At 61.5% G+C, this 14,907-nt stretch carries 15 protein-coding genes; 12 read left to right on the plus strand and 3 right to left on the minus strand.

From position 1 onward, the window contains the following. The first annotated feature begins 30 nt into the window (after nt 1–30). A complete protein-coding gene (locus IAE38_RS10375; RefSeq protein ID WP_201217474.1) occupies nt 31–747 on the plus strand; it encodes an RHS repeat-associated core domain-containing protein in 717 nt (238 codons plus the stop codon). A gap of 66 nt (nt 748–813) precedes the next feature. Here the strand turns inward: IAE38_RS10375 and uraH are convergent, their stop codons facing one another. Continuing rightward, nucleotides 814–1,167, minus strand: coding sequence for a hydroxyisourate hydrolase (gene uraH / locus IAE38_RS10380; RefSeq protein ID WP_060483528.1), 354 nt, complete (start codon nt 1,165–1,167; stop codon nt 814–816). A 376-nt stretch (nt 1,168–1,543) separates the two neighbouring features. Here uraH and puuE point away from each other — a divergent pair, with 376 nt between their 5' ends. From puuE to IAE38_RS10415, 7 genes are all read left to right on the plus strand, one after another. Beyond that, nucleotides 1,544–2,470 (plus strand): allantoinase PuuE, encoded by a 927-nt coding sequence (puuE, locus tag IAE38_RS10385; protein WP_201217475.1) that lies wholly within the window; start codon nt 1,544–1,546, stop codon nt 2,468–2,470. Further along, a complete protein-coding gene (uraD, locus tag IAE38_RS10390; protein ID WP_201217477.1) occupies nt 2,470–2,985 on the plus strand; it encodes a 2-oxo-4-hydroxy-4-carboxy-5-ureidoimidazoline decarboxylase in 516 nt (171 codons plus the stop codon). The genes puuE and uraD overlap by 1 nt, the downstream gene beginning before the upstream one ends. 46 nt (nt 2,986–3,031) lie before the next feature. Continuing rightward, nucleotides 3,032–3,535 carry an ureidoglycolate lyase gene (locus IAE38_RS10395; RefSeq protein ID WP_060483530.1) on the plus strand — a complete coding sequence of 168 codons (504 nt, stop codon included), beginning with the start codon at nt 3,032–3,034 and terminating at the stop codon, nt 3,533–3,535. A 60-nt stretch (nt 3,536–3,595) separates the two neighbouring features. Then, nucleotides 3,596–4,909 carry a urate hydroxylase PuuD gene (locus IAE38_RS10400; protein ID WP_201217479.1) on the plus strand — a complete coding sequence of 438 codons (1,314 nt, stop codon included), beginning with the start codon at nt 3,596–3,598 and terminating at the stop codon, nt 4,907–4,909. 235 nt (nt 4,910–5,144) lie between these two features. Beyond that, a complete protein-coding gene (locus IAE38_RS10405; RefSeq protein ID WP_201217481.1) occupies nt 5,145–6,500 on the plus strand; it encodes a nucleobase:cation symporter-2 family protein in 1,356 nt (451 codons plus the stop codon). Nucleotides 6,501–6,572: 72 nt separating this feature from the next. Further along, nucleotides 6,573–7,358, plus strand: a complete 786-nt coding sequence (locus IAE38_RS10410; RefSeq protein WP_201217483.1) for an outer membrane protein OmpK — start codon at nt 6,573–6,575, stop codon at nt 7,356–7,358. A gap of 353 nt (nt 7,359–7,711) precedes the next feature. After that, complete coding sequence (locus tag IAE38_RS10415) at nt 7,712–8,494, plus strand: outer membrane protein OmpK (protein WP_201217484.1); 783 nt, start codon at nt 7,712–7,714, stop codon at nt 8,492–8,494. Between the two features lie 40 nt (nt 8,495–8,534). Here the strand turns inward: IAE38_RS10415 and IAE38_RS10420 are convergent, their stop codons facing one another. Further along, a complete protein-coding gene (locus tag IAE38_RS10420) occupies nt 8,535–9,449 on the minus strand; it encodes a DUF808 domain-containing protein (RefSeq protein ID WP_201217486.1) in 915 nt (304 codons plus the stop codon). Nucleotides 9,450–9,582: 133 nt separating this feature from the next. On the opposite strand from IAE38_RS10420, the gene IAE38_RS10425 reads away from it, so the two are divergent. After that, nucleotides 9,583–10,194: a TetR/AcrR family transcriptional regulator gene (locus IAE38_RS10425; RefSeq protein ID WP_201217487.1), complete on the plus strand. Its 612-nt coding sequence runs from the start codon at nt 9,583–9,585 to the stop codon at nt 10,192–10,194. 166 nt (nt 10,195–10,360) lie between these two features. Here IAE38_RS10425 and IAE38_RS10430 read toward each other — a convergent pair whose 3' ends face one another. Then, nucleotides 10,361–10,801, minus strand: coding sequence for a GlcG/HbpS family heme-binding protein (locus IAE38_RS10430; RefSeq protein WP_028632134.1), 441 nt, complete (start codon nt 10,799–10,801; stop codon nt 10,361–10,363). Between the two features lie 256 nt (nt 10,802–11,057). Here IAE38_RS10430 and gcl point away from each other — a divergent pair, with 256 nt between their 5' ends. The 3 genes from gcl (at nt 11,058) to IAE38_RS10445 (ending at nt 14,761) form a co-directional block, all read left to right on the plus strand. Then, nucleotides 11,058–12,833 carry a glyoxylate carboligase gene (gene gcl / locus IAE38_RS10435; protein ID WP_028632133.1) on the plus strand — a complete coding sequence of 592 codons (1,776 nt, stop codon included), beginning with the start codon at nt 11,058–11,060 and terminating at the stop codon, nt 12,831–12,833. A gap of 54 nt (nt 12,834–12,887) precedes the next feature. Next, complete coding sequence (gene hyi / locus IAE38_RS10440; protein ID WP_201164641.1) at nt 12,888–13,670, plus strand: hydroxypyruvate isomerase; 783 nt, start codon at nt 12,888–12,890, stop codon at nt 13,668–13,670. A 197-nt stretch (nt 13,671–13,867) separates the two neighbouring features. Next, complete coding sequence (locus tag IAE38_RS10445; protein ID WP_201164640.1) at nt 13,868–14,761, plus strand: 2-hydroxy-3-oxopropionate reductase; 894 nt, start codon at nt 13,868–13,870, stop codon at nt 14,759–14,761. Nucleotides 14,762–14,907: the final 146 nt, after the last annotated feature.

Consider the following 14,907-nt stretch of genomic DNA (forward strand, 5'->3'; position numbering starts at 1 on the left):
GGAACCCAGCCTATCCCGGAGGTCGAGCCAGTGTGCAATAGAACTGCAGTAGCCTATACCTGTTATGGACACGGTGGTCTAGACACCGCGTTCTTGGGGTTCAACGGTGAATGGCGGCAACCCTTGCCAGGCTTTTATGCCCTGGGCAGTGGTCACCGAATGTATCAGCCGTCGCTCATGAGGTTTCTCACGCCTGATGAGTTGAGCCCCTTTGGAAAGGGCGGTGTCAACACATATGCCTATTGTTTGAATGACCCTATCAATCTTATGGATGTTACAGGCCGGGCGCCTGGCCGATTCCAATCTCTACGGCAAAAGGCCTTCGACAGTTGGCAGGTCACAAAAAAATCGCTATTTCAACACCCAACAGCCAGCGAACCAGCCTTTGTGGATGGAAGAGCGTTGATTGATGAGCGCACACGTGAGTTGTCGACTACCCCCTTCGTGGAGAAACTGTCAAAGGTTAATAGAAATCTTGCCAGCCACGGTGATAAGTCACTCAGCCGCGAGCATGCTCAGGCCTATGTCGAGATCGCGGAGCGTAATAGTAAGGGGGAGATTTCCAGCACATCAGCGCATGTGCTGGCGAGCCAAGAGTGGCTGAAAGAAGAGGGTCCAGCACGTCTGGTAGGTTTCACCTTCAATTCGGCCGGCGCGCTAGGTGCGGGGGTGGAGGATCATGCGCAGCTCAAAACCGGCAGGTTTCTAAACCCCAGGGCACGAAATATTCGCAACGCCGTAGACTGAACTAGATAAAAAAGCCCGCCAGTGTGAGGGCGGGCAAGGACCTACGAAGATACCGGCTACGACCTATCAACTCCCCCGATAAGTCGAATAACTGTACGGCGAGATCAGCAACGGCACATGGTAGTGCTCCTGCTGTTCATCAATGCCAAAACGCAGCACCACCACATCCAGAAACGCCTGGGCCGGCAATGGCGTGCCGCGGGCGCGGTAATAGTCACCTGCGCTGAACTGCAGCTGGTACACACCCGTGCGGTAGTTGTCGCCTTGCAGCAGCGGCGCATCGACGCGGCCATCACTGTTGGTCAGCGCTGTATTTACCAGCTCCAGCTGCTGGCCTTCAACGCGGTAGAGCTCCACCTTGATGGAGCTGCCCGGGCAGCCGTGGGCGGCATCGAGTACGTGCGTGGTCAAACGTCCCATCTGCTTGTGGCCTCTTGTTCATCAATGGGCAAAATGTACACAACCGCTGCACCGCAACAGCGCACGCAGTGTGCCTGACGAGTGCCATTAAGACAGTTGAAGCCAGAATTGTACACAATTTTCTACCTCATCCAGGAACCGATTGTCTCAGCTCAAGAAGCAGCTCGGTTGCAGCCGGCTCGCAGGGGCGTGCATTATTAACTGACCATTCAGGCAGGTTTCTTGCAAGTGTTCAGAACGCGACAAATGGGCAGAAATGCGGAAAAACAGGCTTACAAAAGATTTCATAAGTTGTATACAATCAGCCCATCCGGTGGTGCGACACAGCGACGCGGCCCGCCCACCCCCGTACAAACGCACAAGAAGGAAGACTGCAGTGAGCGCTGACTATCCTCGCGACCTGATCGGTTATGGCAACACCCCTCCTCACCCCCACTGGCCAGGCAATGCCCGTATTGCACTGTCGTTCGTGCTGAACTACGAGGAAGGCGGCGAGCGCAACATCCTGCACGGTGACAAGGAGTCCGAAGCCTTCCTGTCGGAAATGGTCGCTGCCCAGCCGCTGCAGGGTGTGCGTAACCAGAGCATGGAGTCGCTTTACGAGTATGGCAGCCGCGCCGGGGTATGGCGCCTGCTCAAGTTGTTCAAGGACAGCGGCGTGCCGCTGACCATCTTCGCCGTGGCCATGGCAGCCCAGCGCCACCCTGACGTGATCCGCGCCATGGCCGACGCCGGCCACGAGATCTGCAGCCACGGTTACCGCTGGATCGACTACCAGTACATGGACGAGGCCCAGGAACGCGAGCACATGCTCGAAGCCATCCGCATCCTCACCGAAATCACCGGCGAGCGCCCCCTGGGCTGGTACACCGGCCGTACCGGCCCCAATACCCGCCGCCTGGTAATGGAAGAAGGCGGCTTTTTGTACGACAGCGACACCTACGACGATGACCTGCCCTACTGGGAGCCCCGCAACCCGACCGGCAAACCGCACCTGGTGATCCCGTACACCCTGGACACCAACGACATGCGCTTCACCCAGGTGCAGGGGTTCAACTGCGGCGAGCAGTTCTACCAGTACCTGAAGGATGCCTTCGACGTGTTGTACGCCGAGGGCGCCGAAGCGCCAAAAATGCTCTCCATCGGCTTGCACTGCCGTTTGGTAGGCCGCCCGGCAAGGCTGGCGGCGCTCAAGCGCTTCGTCGACTACGCCAAGAGCCATGAGCAGGTCTGGTTTGCCCGGCGCGTAGACATCGCACGCCACTGGCACGCCACCCACCCGTACAGCAAAGAGAACGCCTGATGACCGCTTTCAACACCCTCCAACCCTCCACCCTGGGCCGCGAAGCATTCGTCGAGGCATTTGCCGACATCTACGAACATTCGCCTTGGGTCGCTGAAAAGGCGTACGACCTGGGCCAGCCCCATGAGCTGGACCAGGTCGAGGCGCTGCACCAGCGCATGAGCACTATCCTGCTCGATGCACCGCACGCTGACCAACTGGCCTTGATCAACGCCCACCCGGATCTGGCCGGCAAGGCAGCCGTGCAAGGCGAGCTGACGGCATCGAGCACCAACGAACAGGCCGGTGCGGGCATCCACCAGTGCACCGCGGCAGAGTTCGCCCGCTTCACCGAGCTGAACGATGCCTACAAAGCCAAGTTCCAGTTCCCGTTCATCATGGCGGTGCGTGGCAGTAACCGGCACCAGATACTGGCCGCATTCGAGCAGCGTATTCACAACGACGCCGAAGCCGAGTTCCGCGAAGCGCTGGCGCAAATCAACCAGATTGCCCTGTTCCGCCTGCAGCAGCTGTAACCCCCGACAATTCTTTAGAACAACGCACAATAGAAGAGATAACCGCATGCGCACCCTGATGATCGAGCCCCTGACCAAAGAAGCCTTCGCCCCCTTCGGTGACGTGATCGAAACCGATGGCAGCGACCACTTCATGATCAACAACGGCTCGACCATGCGCTTTCACAAGCTCGCCACGGTCGAAACCGCCGAGCCTGAAGACAACGCCATCATCAGCATCTTCCGCGCCGAAGCGCTGGACATGCCGCTGACCGTGCGCATGCTGGAACGCCATCCGCTGGGCAGCCAGGCTTTTATCCCGCTGCTCGGCAACCCCTTTCTGATCGTGGTCGCGCCCGTTGGCGATGCACCTGTATCAGGTCTGGTCCGTGCCTTCCGCAGTAATGGCAGGCAGGGCGTCAATTACCATCGCGGCGTCTGGCACCACCCGGTGCTGACGATCGAAAAGCGGGATGACTTCCTGGTGGTTGATCGCAGTGGTGCAGGTAACAACTGCGATGAGCATTACTTCAGCGAGGAGCAGATGCTGATCCTCAATCCCCACCAATAAGAAAAGGTCGGTCATGCCCCGTCATCGTCCCGGGGCTGTGGTCGGCAAGAGGTACATACTGTGGAAGCACACCTTCACGAGTGGCTGAACCTGAGCATTCGCTGGGTTCACATGATCACCGGCGTGGCCTGGATCGGTGCATCGTTCTACTTCGTCTGGCTGGAAAACAACCTCAACCGCAGCAACCCGCGCGATGGGTTGTCGGGTGATTTATGGGCCATACACGGGGGGGGTATCTACCACCTCGAAAAATACAAGCTGGCACCACCGAAAATGCCCGAGAACCTGCACTGGTTCAAATGGGAAGCCTACTTCACCTGGATGTCCGGCATTGCCCTGCTGTGCGTGGTGTTCTACTGGAACCCAACGCTGTACCTGCTGGCCCCGGGCAGTACCCTGAGCGGCGCCGAGGGCGTGGCCATCGGTATCGGTTCGCTGGTGGCCGGCTGGTTCGTCTACGACGTCCTCTGCGACTCGCCGCTGGGCAAAAAACCCATGCTGCTGGGTGCGGTGCTGTTCGTGCTGATCATAGCGGCCTGCTGGGGCTTCAGCCTGGTGTTCAGCGGCCGTGGCGCCTACCTGCACACAGGCGCCATCATCGGCACCATCATGGTCGGCAACGTGTTCCGCATCATCATGCCGGCCCAGCGACAGCTGGTGGCGGCGATCGAGAACAACACCACGCCCGACCCGTTACTGCCGGCCAAGGGGCTGCTGCGTTCGCGCCATAACAACTACTTCACCTTGCCGGTGCTGTTCATCATGATCAGCAACCACTTCCCCAGCACCTATGGCAGCCAGTACAACTGGCTGATCCTGGCCGGGATCGCCGTGGCGGCCGTGCTCATCCGCCACTACTTCAATACACGCCACGACAGCAACAAGTACGCCTGGACCCTGCCCGCCGGCGCCCTGGCGATGATCTGCCTGGCCTACATCACTGGCCCCCGGCCAATGGCCGTGAGCCCTGAGCAAGCTGCCGCGAAGGTGGAGTACCAGCCACTGCCGGCCACGGCAGTGGGCGGCAAGACTGCCGCCGAGCTGCGCGCCGAGCAGGCAGCCAAACCGGCTGAAGCCGCCGCCCCCGCTCAAGCGACTGCCCAGGCAGGTGGCGACAGTTTCGACAAGATTCACAACGTCATTCAGGAACGCTGCACCGTGTGCCATTCGTCCAAACCGACCAGCCCACTGTTCAGCGCCGCCCCGGCCGGCGTGATGTTCGACACCCCGCAGCAGATCCAGGCCCAGGCTGCGCGCATCCAGGCGCAGGCCGTGGCCAGCCAGATCATGCCGCTGGGCAACATCACCCAGATGACCACCGAAGAGCGCAAGCTGGTAGGTGACTGGATCGCCAAAGGCGCCCCGGTCAACTGACCACACCCTGCCGGCCAGCCCGCCCCCAAGGGCATTCCCTTGCCGGGGTGGGCGTGCCGAGCACCTGACTGGCGCACAGAGGCCGCTAGCCAAAGGCCTCAACGCGCCTGTGTTACGCAACAAGCAAGCATCGAGCGCCAGGTCTCACGGCGGTAACCCAGCATTTGGTGCTGGAACGTACCACCTGATATCTGCTGCTTGGATCCGAGAATAAAAACAAAACTCGAGGTGCTGCATGTCCGAGTCACGCAAGGCCTACATTCCAGTAGCGCCACCCCGACAGCCATTGCCGCTGTTCCAACTCATCCTGGTGGGCCTGCAACATGTGCTGCTGATGTATGGGGGTGCCATCGCGGTGCCGCTGATCATTGGCCAGGCCGCAGGGCTGTCCCGCGAAGAGGTTGCCTTCCTGATCAACGCCGACCTGCTGGTGGCCGGTGTTGCAACCATCGTGCAGTCCTTCGGTATCGGCCCTGTGGGCATTCGCATGCCGGTGATGATGGGCGCCAGCTTTGCCGCCGTCGGCAGCATGGTGGCCATGGCCGGCATGCCCGGTGTGGGCCTGCAAGGCATTTTCGGCGCCACCATCGCCGCCGGGTTCTTCGGCATGCTCGTCGCACCGTTCATGTCCAAGGTGGTGAGGTTCTTCCCGCCCCTGGTCACCGGCACCGTGATCACGTCCATTGGCCTGTCGCTGTTCCCTGTGGCCGTGAACTGGGCAGGTGGGGGCCAGCAGGCCACCACCTTCGGCTCGCCGGTCTACCTGCTGGTGGCCGGCCTGGTGCTGGCGGTCATCCTGCTGATCAACCGCTTCATGCGCGGGTTCTGGGTAAATGTCTCGGTGCTGGTGGGCATGGGCCTTGGCTACCTGCTGGCCGGCGCCATCGGCATGGTCGACCTGTCAGGGCTGGGGGCTGCACCCTGGTTGCAGGTGGTAACGCCCCTGCACTTTGGCATGCCCACCTTCAGCCTGGCGCCCATCCTGTCCATGTGCCTGGTGGTAGTGATCATCTTCGTCGAGTCCACGGGCATGTTCCTGGCGTTGGGCAAGGTCACCGACCGGGAAGTCACCCCGGGCATGCTACGGCGCGGCCTGCTGTGCGATGCCGGCGCATCGTTCATCGCCGGTTTTTTCAACACCTTTACCCACTCCTCGTTCGCCCAGAACATCGGCCTGGTGCAGATGACCGGCGTACGCTGCCGCTACGTCACCGTGGTTGCCGGTGCCCTGTTGGTGCTGCTCAGCCTGCTGCCCAAGGCGGCGTTCCTGATTGCCTCGATACCGCCGGCCGTGCTGGGCGGCGCCTCCATCGCCATGTTCGGCATGGTCACCGCCACAGGGATCAAGATTCTTCAGGAAGCCGACATTGGTGACCGGCGCAACCAGTTGCTGGTGGCGGTCAGCGTGGGTTTCGGGCTCATCCCGGTGGTGCGCCCGGAATTCTTCGCCCAGATGCCCCTGTGGATGGAGCCGATCACCCATAGCGGCATTGCCATGGCCACGGTCAGTGCACTGGTGCTGAATGTGCTGTTCAACATTCTGGGCGGGGCTGACCGCGCGGCGCACAACGCGCCCTGCCACCCCCACTGAAGACCGGGGCGGCGCCATGCCGCCCCTGCCCGCCGCACCAACCAACAAGAACAATAAGGCCGGGAGCCACCCATGAAACACATCACCTCGTCCCTGTTGCTGGGGAGCAGCCTGCTGGCCAACGCGCCCGCCCATGCTGGCGAATGGCTGCAGTGGCACGGCGAAAGCCTGACCTACCTGTATGGCAAGGATTTCAAGGTAAACCCTGATATCCAGCAAACCCTCACGTTCGAGCACGCCAACAAATGGAAGTACGGCGACACCTTTCTGTTCGTCGACAAGATCTTCTACAACGGCAAAGCCGACCCGGGCAAAGGCGTGACCACTTACTACGGCGAGTTCAGCCCGCGCCTGTCATTGGGCAAGATTCTCGACCGCAAGCTGGCCTTGGGGCCGATCAAGGACGTGCTGCTGGCCATGACCTACGAGCGCGGCGAAGGTGACAACGAGGCCTACCTGATCGGCCCGGGGTTTGACCTGGACGTGCCGGGTTTCAACTATTTCGTGCTCAATTTCTACGTGCGCAACACCGAGGGCAGCCGGCCGGGCGACAACGTCTGGCAAATCACCCCGGCCTGGTCATACACCGTGCCTGTCGGCAAATCCGACATTCTGATAGACGGCTACATGGACTGGGTCACGGACAACGACCAGAACCGGCGTGGCACCTACCACGCCAACCTGCACTTCAACCCGCAGGTGAAATACGACCTGGGCAAGGCCCTGAATTTCGGCGCCCGACAACTGTACGTGGGCTTTGAGTACAGCTACTGGAAAGACAAATACGGCATCGACAGCCGCGGCAGCCTGAGCACCAACCAGAGCGTGGCCAGCGCCTTGGTCAAGGTGCACTTCTAGGAAGCTGACCAAACGCACAAGTTTGTACCCACGTGCGCCAGGAAGGAGCACTTGAGGCCAGGCGCGCAAGCCAGTAACCTGCGCGCCCCCTCGATCGGGGCAGAACGGATTCTGCCTGCGTTAACTGACCGCTCAGTCAATGAATTCGGGCGGTTGGCCAACGTGTTGCCAGCCTGAAAGACCCTTTTCATCCGTTCAGAACGACGTCGAGCAGGACGGTTCGGCCAACCTGGAAAAGTTGGCGCGACCCTTGCCAAACAGCTATGGCCAAACGAAAAAAGCTGACTAAAAAGACAGAAAAAGCGCCATCAACGAGCGCTGACAACTGACCAATCAAGGGAGCGACACACGCGATGCGTATCATCAACAGCCTGATCCTGGCCGGCGGCCTGCTGGCGTGCGGCACCACCTTCGGTGGCGACCTGCTGCAGTGGCAGAGCAACAGCCTCACCTACCTGTGGGGCAAGAACTTCAAGGTCAACCCGCCGACCCAGCAAACCGTCACCTTCGAGCACGCCGATGGCTGGAAGTACGGCGACAACTTCATCTTCGTCGACAAGATCTTCTATCAAGGGCAGAAAGACAGCGGCAATGGCCCGAACACCTACTACGGCGAGATCACCCCGCGCCTGTCGTTCGGCAAGATCTTCGACCAGAAGTTTGAGTTCGGCCCCATCAAGGATGTGCTGCTGGCCATGACCTACGAGTTTGGCGAAGGTGATACCGAGGCGTACCTGATCGGCCCAGGGTTCGACCTGGCGATCCCGGGCTTCGACTACTTCCAGCTGAACTTCTACCAGCGCACCACCGACGGCAGCCGCCCGGGTGACAACGTCTGGCAGATCACGCCTGTGTGGTCGTACACCATCCCGGTGGGTTCGTCGGATGTGCTGATCGATGGTTACATGGACTGGGTGGTGGACAACGACGAAAACCGCCGCGGCACCTACCAGGCCAACCTGCACTTCAATCCGCAGATCAAGTATGACCTGGGCAAGGCCATGAACCTGGGCGAAAAGCAGCTGTACGTGGGTGTGGAGTACGACTACTGGAAAAACAAGTACGGGATCAAGAACAGCGACGGCTTCACCACCGACCAGAACACCATGAGCTTCCTGGTCAAGGTGCTGTTCTAACCTAAGTGCGCGGCCGGCGCAGCAGCACCGGCCAGCCACCTTAGTGGGCGGGGCGCAATGCCTGCCACAGCTTGCTCGCCCCACTCACCACCGCCAGCACCACGGCACCGGCGACCACACCGGCCACGCCGTTGAGCAGCGCGCCCGTCAACGCCCCGCCGCGGCCCTCGCTGAACGCCTCGACAGCATGGTGCAAAGGCGCGATGCCGTGTACCAAGATGCCACCACCGACCAGGAACATGGCCGCCGTGCCGACCACCGAGAGGGCTTTCATCATGTAGGGCGCGGCCCGCAGGATGCCGTTGCCGATCGCCTGTACCAGGCGCGAAGCCTTGCGGCTCATCCACAGGCCCAGGTCGTCCAGCTTCACGATCCCGCCCACCACCCCGTACACACCGATGGTCATGACCACGGCGATGCCCGACAGCACGATGATCTGCTGGGTCAGTGGCGCATCGGCAACGATGCCCAAGGTGATGGCGATGATCTCGGCAGAGAGAATGAAGTCGGTGCGCACGGCACCCTTGATCTTGGCCTTCTCGAACGCCACCAGGTCGGTGCTCTGGTCCGCCAGCGCCTCGCTGCGCTTGGCACGCCTGGCCTGTTCTTCGTCCTTGTCGTGGAAGAACGCATGCGCCAGCTTCTCGAAGCCCTCGAAGCACAGGTAGGCCCCCCCCACCATCAGCAACGGTGTGACCGCCCAGGGGATGAACGCGCTGATCAACAGCGCCGCCGGCACCAGGATCGCCTTGTTCATCAGCGAGCCCTTGGCCACTGCCCATACCACGGGCAATTCGCGGTCGGCGCTCACGCCGGTCACCTGTTGCGCATTGAGTGCCAGGTCGTCCCCCAGCACGCCAGCGGTTTTCTTTGCCGCGACCTTGGTCATCAGCGATACGTCGTCGAGCAGCGTGGCGATGTCGTCGATCAGTACCAGTAGACTGCTTGCTGCCATAATTATGCTGTTTCCAAGTGTGTGAATGAGCCGGAGTCTAGCCCAAGGCCGCTGCCTTGAGCGCCCGTCAGGCACGGTGCTACCATGCCCGATCCCTCTTAGAGGTGGCCAGACACGAGGAAGATCCCTGACCATGAGCACCATTCGCGAGCGCAACAAGGAACTGATCCTGCGCGCGGCCAGCGAGGAATTCGCCGACAAGGGCTTCGCGGCCACCAAGACCAGCGACATCGCGGCCAAGGCCGGGTTGCCCAAGCCCAACGTGTACTACTACTTCAAGTCCAAGGACAACCTGTACCGGGAAGTGCTCGAGAGCATCATCGCACCGATCATGCAGGCCTCCACGCCGTTCAACGCCGATGGCGACCCCAGGGAAGTGCTCAGCGCGTACATTCGCTCGAAAATTCGCATTTCCCGTGACCTGCCCCATGCGTCCAAGGTGTTTGCCAGCGAGATCATGCACGGCGCACCGCACCTGTCACCCAGCCAGGTGGAACAGCTGAATGCGCAGGCACGGCACAATATCGAGTGCATCCAGCACTGGATCGACCATGGGCAGATCGCCCATGTGGATGCGCATCACCTGATGTTCAGCATCTGGGCAGCGACCCAGACCTATGCCGACTTCGATTGGCAGATTTCGGCCGTGACCGGCAAGGCCAAGCTGGCCGACAGCGACTACGATGCTGCTGCGCAAACCATCATCCGCATGGTGCTCAAAGGCTGCGAGCCTGAGGTAGCCTGAGTACTGCGCTGGCCCTTTCGCGGGTAAACCTGCTTCCACAGGGGCATTCAGCCCTAGGGCAGAGGCTGTAGTGGGGCAGACGCTGGCTGGCACAAAACCCGAGAGCTGGCGCCATCATTGTGGGAGCGGGTTCACCCGCGAAAGGGCCAGCCCAGGCCAAGCCTGGTCAGGCCACCACCCCCGCATCCGCCCGCAGCCCCACCGCCTCGATGGCACTGATGGCGCACTGCTCGTCAATGTCCGACGTATCGCCACTGATCCCCACCGCGCCCAACACCCTGCCCTCCTGATCACGTATCAGCACACCCCCCGGTGCCGGCACCACCGGTCGCTCGCCCAGCCCATTGAGCGCCGCAAAAAACGCCGGCCGCTGCTGGGCATCCAGGGCCAGCAAGCGTGACCCCTTGCCCAGCGCAATGGCACCCCAGGCCTTGCCCGTGGCCAGCTCAGGCCGCAACAGGCTGGCACCGTCTTCGCGCTGCAATACCAGCACATGCCCACCGGCATCCAGCACTGCCACGGTCAACGGCGCTGCGTTGACGGTTCGGCCTGCCGCCAGCGCAGCCTCTACCAGGCTGACCGCGACTTTCAGGTTCAAAGCGTTCATGTAATGGTCCTCTTCTTATTGTGAGACGCCCGGGGGGCAGTTGAAAACCGAGAACCAAATAGAACACAACCAAGAATATTTTTGTATACAATATTTTTGATCAATCCTAGGCGTCTCTGCAAAGCCCTTTGTGCACGGGCGCTTCATGCAAAGCGTTCTCACCCGATGAAAACCCATTGACCTGACGACTCGGGCATGAATACACTGAATCGCATAGAAAGTTGTATACAATTACAAAATCGATGAGGCACAAATCATGAGCAAAATGAGAGCAATCGATGCAGCCGTTCTGGTCATGCGCCGTGAAGGTGTAGAGACCGCGTTCGGCATCCCCGGGGCTGCCATCAACCCGCTGTATTCGGCCCTGAAAAAAGTCGGTGGCATCGATCACGTCCTCGCTCGCCACGTCGAAGGTGCCTCGCACATGGCCGAGGGCTACACCCGCGCCAACCCCGGCAACATCGGCGTATGCATCGGTACCTCCGGGCCTGCCGGCACCGACATGGTCACCGGCCTTTACAGCGCCAGCGCAGACTCCATCCCGATCCTGTGCATCACTGGCCAGGCCCCCCGCGCCCGCCTGCACAAGGAAGACTTCCAGGCCGTAGACATCACCAGCATCGTCAAGCCGGTGACCAAGTGGGCGACCACCGTGCTGGAGCCGGGCCAAGTGCCCTATGCGTTCCAGAAGGCGTTCTTCGAAATGCGCAGCGGCCGCCCGGGCCCGGTACTGATCGACCTGCCGTTCGACGTGCAGATGGCCGAAATCGAATTCGATATCGATGCCTACGAACCCTTGCCAGTGCACAAGCCAGCGGCCACCCGCATACAGGCGGAAAAAGCCCTGGCCATGCTCAATGACGCTGAACGCCCGCTGCTGGTGGCTGGCGGCGGCATCATCAATGCCGATGCCAGCGACAAACTGGTGGCCTTCGCCGAGCTGACCGGCGTGCCGGTCATCCCCACCCTGATGGGCTGGGGCACCCTGCCCGACGACCACCCGCAAATGGTCGGCATGGTCGGCCTGCAGACCTCGCACCGCTATGGCAACGCCACGCTGTTGAAGTCCGACCTGGTGTTCGGTATCGGCAACCGCTGGGCCAACCGCCATACCGGTTCTGTGGACGTGTACACCGAAGGCCGCACCTTCATCCACGTCGACATCGAGCCGACCCAGATCGGCCGCGTATTCACGCCCGACCTGGGCATCGTCTCGGACGCAGGCCTGGCCCTGGACAAGCTGCTGGAGGTGGCGCGCGAATGGCAAGCCGCCGGCAAGCTCAAATGCCGCAAGGCCTGGCTTGAAGACTGCCAACAGCGCAAAGCCAGCCTGCAGCGCAAAACCCACTTCGACAACGTGCCGGTGAAGCCGCAGCGCGTTTACCAGGAAATGAACCAGGTATTCGGCAAGGACACCTGCTACGTCAGCACCATCGGCCTGTCGCAGATTGCCGGTGCGCAGTTTCTGCATGTGTACAAGCCGCGGCACTGGATCAATTGCGGCCAGGCCGGCCCGCTGGGCTGGACCATCCCTGCCGCGTTGGGCGTGGTCAAGGCCGACCCTCAGCGCAAGGTGGTGGCGCTGTCTGGTGACTACGACTTCCAGTTCATGATCGAGGAACTGGCCGTGGGCGCGCAGTTCAACCTGCCCTACGTCCACGTGCTGGTGAACAACGCCTACCTGGGGCTGATCCGCCAGGCGCAGCGTGGCTTCGACATGGATTACTGTGTACAACTGGCCTTCGAGAACATCAACGCCAGCGACGCCGCCACCTACGGCGTCGACCACGTCGCGGTGGTCGAGGGCCTGGGCTGCAAGGCACTGCGCGTATTCGAGCCGGGCGACATCGCCCCTGCCCTGCTCAAGGCGCAAAAAATGGCCGAAGAGTTCCGCGTGCCCGTGGTGGTGGAGGTGATTCTCGAACGCGTGACCAATATTTCCATGGGCACCGAGATCAACGCGGTCAACGAATTCGAAGACCTGGCCCTGGTCGGCAATGACGCGCCCACCGCCATCTCGCTGCTGGACTGACTGCCGCACGCCCCCAGGCCGCTGCCGGGGGCCTTCTACGCAAGGAGACACACCATGCCGCGCTTCGCCGCCAACCTGTCCATGCTGTTCACCGAACAGGACTTTCTGGCCCGCTTCAAGGCCGCCGCTGACGCCGGCTTCAGCGGTGTCGAATACCTTTTTCCGTATGATTTCAGCGCTGCCGACATCAAGCAGCAACTGGACGCCAACGGCCTGACCCAGGTGCTGTTCAACCTGCCCGCCGGCGACTGGTCGCAAGGCGAGCGCGGCATTGCCTGCCACCCTGACCGGGTGGAGGAATTCCGGGCCGGTGTCGACAAGGCCATCGCGTACGCCAAGGTGCTGGGCAACACCCAGGTCAACGCCCTGGCCGGCATTCGCCCGCAAGGCACGGACTGTGCCACCGTGCGCAGCACCTTCGTGGGCAACCTGCGCTATGCCGCCGACACGCTCAAGGCCGCCGGTATTCGCCTGGTCATGGAAATGATCAACACCCGCGACATCCCGGGCTTCTACCTCAATACCACCCAGCAAGCGCTGGACATCCAGGCCGAGGTGGGCAGCGACAACCTGTTCCTGCAGTACGACATCTACCACATGCAGATCATGGAAGGTGACCTGGCGCGCACCGTCGAGGCCAACCTGCCCTTGATCAACCATATCCAGTTGGCCGACAACCCCGGCCGCCACGAGCCGGGCACCGGCGAGATCAACTACCGCTTCCTGTTCGAGCACCTGGACCGCATTGGTTACCAAGGCTGGGTGGGCGCGGAGTACAAGCCCAAAACCACAACCGAAGCCGGCCTGGGCTGGCTGAAAACCCATAACGCGATCTGAGGGCTGGGCATCAGCCTGTGTGAACCACCAGATTCTGTGGAAGACACCAGCCACTGTGGGAGCGGGTTCACCCGCGAACACCGGCGCAGCCGGTGCCATCCACCGCGGCGTCTGCTTCGCGGGTAAACCCGCTCCCACAGAAGGCCTGCATCGCGTGCTCTAGCGAGATTCAATAAATACAAAAGAGGTAATTTCTCATGGCTAAAATCGGTTTCATCGGCACCGGCATCATGGGCAAGCCCATGGCCCAGAACCTGCAAAAAGCAGGGCACAGCCTGTTCGTTTCCACCCACCACGACGCCGCCCCGGCCGACCTGCTGGCAGCGGGCGCAGTGGCCCTGGCCAACCCCAAGGAAGTAGCCCAGGAAGCCGAGTTCATCATTGTGATGGTGCCTGACACCCCCCAGGTGGAGAGCGTGCTGTTCGGTGAAAACGGGGTGGCCGAAGGCGTGGGCCCAAACAAGGTGGTCATCGACATGAGCTCGATTTCCCCCACCGCCACCAAGGTATTCGCCGACAAGATCAAAGCCACGGGCGCTGCCTACCTGGACGCCCCGGTTTCCGGCGGTGAAGTCGGCGCCAAGGCCGCCACCCTGAGCATCATGGTCGGGGGCTGCCCGAAGGCCTTCGAGCGCGCACTGCCGCTGTTCGAAGCCATGGGCAAGAACATCACCCGCGTCGGTGGCAACGGCGACGGCCAAACCGCCAAGGTGGCCAACCAGATCATCGTTGCCCTGAACATTCAGGCCGTCAGCGAAGCGCTGCTGTTCGCAGCCAAGAACGGTGCCGACCCGGCCAAGGTGCGTGAAGCGCTGATGGGCGGCTTTGCGTCGTCGAAAATCCTCGAGGTGCATGCCGAGCGCATGATCAAGGGCACCTTCGACCCGGGCTTCCGCATCAACCTGCACCAGAAAGACCTGAACCTGGCCCTGCAGGGCGCCAAGGAGCTGGGCATCAACCTGCCCAACACCTCCAATGCCCAGCAGGTGTTCAACACCTGCCAGGCCCTGGGCGGCGGCAACTGGGACCACTCGGCACTGATCAAGGGCCTGGAACACATGGCCAATTTCTCGATTCGCGACGAGCAATAAAACCTACCGGCCTCATCGCGAGCTGCGCTCGCTCCTACGGGATCAGCATAAGGCCCGTAGGAGCGAGCAAAGCTCGCGATTGAAGCACACGCTGGTTGGCCTGCGACCACGGGCCGGCCCGTGAAACCGAGCAACACCCGCCCCTG

Origin of the sequence: Pseudomonas sp. S32 (genome assembly GCF_016648095.1) — a bacterium.
In the GTDB taxonomy this organism is placed as follows: domain Bacteria; phylum Pseudomonadota; class Gammaproteobacteria; order Pseudomonadales; family Pseudomonadaceae; genus Aquipseudomonas; species Aquipseudomonas parafulva.